At 58.5% G+C, this 4,139-nt stretch carries 4 protein-coding genes; all 4 read left to right on the top strand.

Annotated elements, in window-relative coordinates:
* Positions 1-142 precede the first annotated feature (142 nt).
* Positions 143-1,120: an NAD-dependent epimerase/dehydratase family protein gene (locus VL598_RS00235; protein ID WP_325324690.1), complete on the top strand. Its 978-nt coding sequence runs from the start codon at positions 143-145 to the stop codon at positions 1,118-1,120.
* Between the two features lie 371 nt (positions 1,121-1,491).
* Positions 1,492-2,313 (top strand): hypothetical protein, encoded by an 822-nt coding sequence (locus VL598_RS00230; RefSeq protein WP_325324691.1) that lies wholly within the window; start codon positions 1,492-1,494, stop codon positions 2,311-2,313.
* A 61-nt stretch (positions 2,314-2,374) separates the two neighbouring features.
* On the top strand, positions 2,375-3,523 hold the full coding sequence (locus tag VL598_RS00225) for a patatin-like phospholipase family protein (protein WP_325324689.1): 1,149 nt from the start codon (positions 2,375-2,377) through the stop codon (positions 3,521-3,523).
* Positions 3,520-4,139, top strand: a 620-nt coding sequence (locus VL598_RS00220; RefSeq protein WP_325324688.1) for an acetoacetate decarboxylase, incomplete at its 3' end; no start/stop codon positions are given. The genes VL598_RS00225 and VL598_RS00220, both read left to right, overlap by 4 nt.

The raw sequence follows: 4,139 nt of genomic DNA, 5'->3' as shown, positions 1-4,139 counted from the left end.
GGGCGCCTCAACCCCGACGTCCAGTGGTTGATACGAGATACTGCGCTGCAGTCAGAACACACGCAGGACTCGTGAGCTTGCTTGTGAAATAAATAATCCCCGTGTAGCGTTTCAGACTCATCGGAACGGAGGCGTATTCCTTATGCGAATCCTAGTAATGGGCGGTACGTTGTTTCTTGGTCGACACATCGTTGAGGCGGCCCTGAAGAGCGGCCATGACGTGACGATATTCAATCGGGGTCGACAAGCCCCATCATTGTTTGCGGAGATCGAACGCCTTAGTGGCGATAGGGATTCCGATCTCTCGGCTTTGGCGGGGCGACAATTCGATGCCGTAATCGACCCTTCGGCGTACACCCCAGAGCATATCCACCTCGTGCTTTCAGCGCTAAAGGCACCTCCAGAGCACTACACGTTTATTTCCAGCATATCCGTCTATCGCAGTTTCCCGCCCGGCACACGTTATGACGAGGACGCAGACGTCCTTCAAGGCAATGATGGTTACGGCGCGTTGAAGGCCAGAACGGAAGCTGCGATTCAGTCAGCCATGCCCGGGCGCGTCGCAATTCTCAGGCCGGGCTTGATTGTCGGCCCATACGATCCCACCGGGAGATTTACGTACTGGATTCGACGTATCGCGGCGGGCGGCCACGTACTCGCACCGGGGCGGCGCGAGCGCCCCATCCAGTTCATCGATGCGCGAGATGTTGCTAAGTGGTGTCTGCAAATGGCGGAGGGCAAGGCCAGTACTGTGCTCAATGCAGTGGGACCGGCATCGACGTTGACGATGGAACAGTTCCTCATCCGCTGCGAGGAGGTTTCACAAAGCGGTGCCCGGCTCGCTTGGCTCGCGGACGAGCAGGTTCTCGAAGCAGGCATCGAGGGATGGACGGAACTGCCGCTGTGGATTGCTGAAAGCGACACTGAAGCAGGCGGAATATTTCACGCCGACAATAGCCGCGCACTCAGCTGTGGGCTCCCGTTCATGCCGCTCACCCAAACCATTCAGGACACCCTCCAATGGGTCCGGGAAACCGGCGGTGAAAAAGCGAACCCCTTGCAGGTTGAGACTTTACGCCGTCCGAAAGAACAAGCAACGCTTGCGCGCTTCGGACTGTGAGCTACGCGACTGTTTAAGGCACGCATACTGAAAGAGTGCGGGTCGGGACTGGCAATTGCGTCAGCGGCCGTCAGTTGCCGACCGACGGTCGGCTTCAAATTCGTCAAGCTGCATGGCGGGCACTCCCGCTTACATGTCGGATCGATAGCGCTGGTTTGCTGGAGCATGGCTCGTGGATCTGATGCATAAGACTACGCGCATAAGACCACGTAAACGTAGCGGATCGCGCTGATACACCTCAACGTTTGTTCGGGCCGGAGAACGTTGCGTAGCCGTTCCCCGCAAAAGCATCCTATGCCTAATGCTTGACGCGATGTCGATCACCGCTTCGGCTAAAACGGATGAAGGCGCTGCTTCATTGGAGGCTTCGCATGGCAAGATACATCGCCCATCCGGCTGTCCTGTTTGTCGTTCTTCTCGTTCTCTTCAGCGCAGCGGTGGCGTTTGGTGCGTACGTTTTACGGCGCCTCGCCGTACTAGCGGAAGACGACCGCGACGAATTCAATATTGTCCAGACCGCCACACTGACATTGCTGGCGCTGCTCGTCGGGTTCAGCCTTTCGATGGCGGTCGGCCGCTATGACCAGCGCAAGAATCTGGAGGAAGGCGAAGCCAACGCAATTGGCACGGAATACGCACGAGCCGATCTGTCCGACGCTACGGTCAGGGCAAAGATAAAGAATGACTTGATTCGCTACACGAAGTTGAGGCTAGCGGATTATCGGACGCAGGATCCGCAAGAACTTGAGCGCATCGCGCGCGATACCGCCAATTTGCAATCGGATCTATGGCGGCTTGCGACTCAGCTAGCGCAAGACAAGCCTACGCCGATAAGCGCTCTCATCGTTGCGGGGATGAACGATGTGCTCAACTCTGAGGATTATTCCGAGGCCGCACGTATCAATCACATCCCCCCCGGGGTATGGTTTCTTATGATTGTCATCGCTTTGTTTGGATGTGTCTTGCAGGGCTATGGCACAAAAGGGACGCTACGAAGAGGCCTTCTCATTACGATCGTGCCCGTGACGGTCGCGCTATCAATGGCGCTCATATCCGATATTGATAGTCCTCGCCTGGGATTCATTCACGTCGAGCCGAAGAACCTCGCCAGGCTCCTTCAATCGCTAGAGGAACAACGTATGTCACTGGCGCTGCTTGGTGAAGCACGTTTCTTGCAGCAAGCCCGTGCATAAGTCGAAGGTTTGCAGAAAGTGGCTCGAATCGAACATCTGACCTGATAACGGGTAGCGAGCGATGAACACCACGGATGTCAATTGGGGCAGGTTTCATCACAAGGTCCTCGTGCTGCAAGGTGGCGGAGCGCTCGGCGCGTATCAGGCGGGCGTGTACGAAGGTCTGGTAGAAGCCGGGCTCGTACCCGACTGGATTGTGGGAGTGTCGATCGGGGCGATCAACGCTTCGCTCATCGCGGGCAATCCGCCGGAGCGTGGTGTCCAACGGCTTCGCGAATTCTGGGAGGGCGTGTCTGCACGGGACCCGTTCGTGCCACCGGCGTCACTGAACGTGATACGGCCACTGTTAAATGCTGTGAGTGCGGCGTCCGCTGCCGCTTTTGGCGTTCCCGGTTTTTTCTCGCCACGTTTCCCTCCGCCCTTCATGGCAATCGACGGCAGCCTGGGCGCGTTGAGCTTCTACGACACGCAGCCGCTGAAAGCGACGCTCGAGGCACTCGTCGACTTCGATCTCATCAATCGAAAAGGGGTGCGTCTTTCGCTGGGGGCAGTGAACGTGTGCTCGGGTGAGAGCGTGTATTTCGATAATACGAGGAGCCGGATCACCCCGGAGCACGTCATGGCAAGCGGGGCGCTACCACCGGGCTTTCCGCCGGTCGGCATTGACGGTGAGTGGTATTGGGACGGTGGTATCTCGTCCAATACGCCGCTGTTGTATGTGGTCGACCAAGACGACAGAGCGAGCGCAGTGGTCATCGAGGTCGACATATTCAGTAGTGCCGGCGCATTGCCGCATAACCTGCACCAGGTGCAGGAGCGCACGAAGGACCTGCAGTACGCGAGCAGGACGCGTTTCAGCGCGCACCGCATCAAGGAACTGGAGGAGTTGCGCGCCTCGTTGCATAGCGTGCTGGATATGCTTCCACCGGAGGCTCGATCCCATCCCGATGTAGAGCGGCTCGCGGCGTTGAGCACACGCGGGGAGGTTGCACTGGTGCGCTTTACGAATCACCACGACACGCGATCGTCCGATTTCAAGGACTACGAGTTCTCGCGGGCGACTGTGACGGAGTTGTGGGAAGGCGGACTGCGCGACGTGCGCAGCGCGATCGAGCGTCAGGCGTGGCGTAATGCGGTGGAGCTCGCTCACGGCATTCACGTCCACGACCTCACTCCTGTCCAACCTCCGCACCAGGAGCAGACACCATGAATGAAGCCGATGTGAAAGAGCGTGCCTTTGCGATGCCACTCACGAGCCCCGCGTTCGCGTGCGGTCCGTATCGTTTCGTCGATCGCGAATTCCTCATCATCACTTATCGAACGGACCCGAAGGCCTTGGCCGAAGTGATCCCCGCCCCGCTGGAGATGACCGATCCGTTCGTCAATTTCGAGTTCATCCGGATGCCTGATTCGACTGGCTTTGGCGACTATACGGAAAGCGGCCAGACCATTCCGGTGCGGTTTCAGGGGCAACGGGGCACTTACTCGCACGCCATGTATCTTGACGACCCAGCGCCGATCGCCGGTGGACGCGAACTCTGGGGATTTCCCAAGAAGCTGGCGTCGCCGCAGCTTCGCGTCGATAAGGACACGATCGGCGGCATACTGCGTTACGGGCAAATCCCGATCGCCGTCGCCACGATGGGCTACAAGCATCGCACGCTGCCGCACGACAAGATCCTCGCGTCGCTGTCCGCGCCGAACTACCTGCTCAAAATCATTCCTCATGTAGACGGCTCGGCGCGAATTTGCGAGCTGGTGCGCTACTTCTGCGAGGACATTACCGTCAAGGGTGCGTGGGAGGGGCCGGCCGCGATCGAGCTGTT

Source organism: Trinickia sp., from assembly GCF_035492435.1.
In the GTDB taxonomy this organism is placed as follows: Bacteria; Pseudomonadota; Gammaproteobacteria; order Burkholderiales; family Burkholderiaceae; genus Trinickia.
Note: the sequence above shows the minus strand (reverse complement) of the source record. Positions and strands in the feature narration are given on the sequence as shown.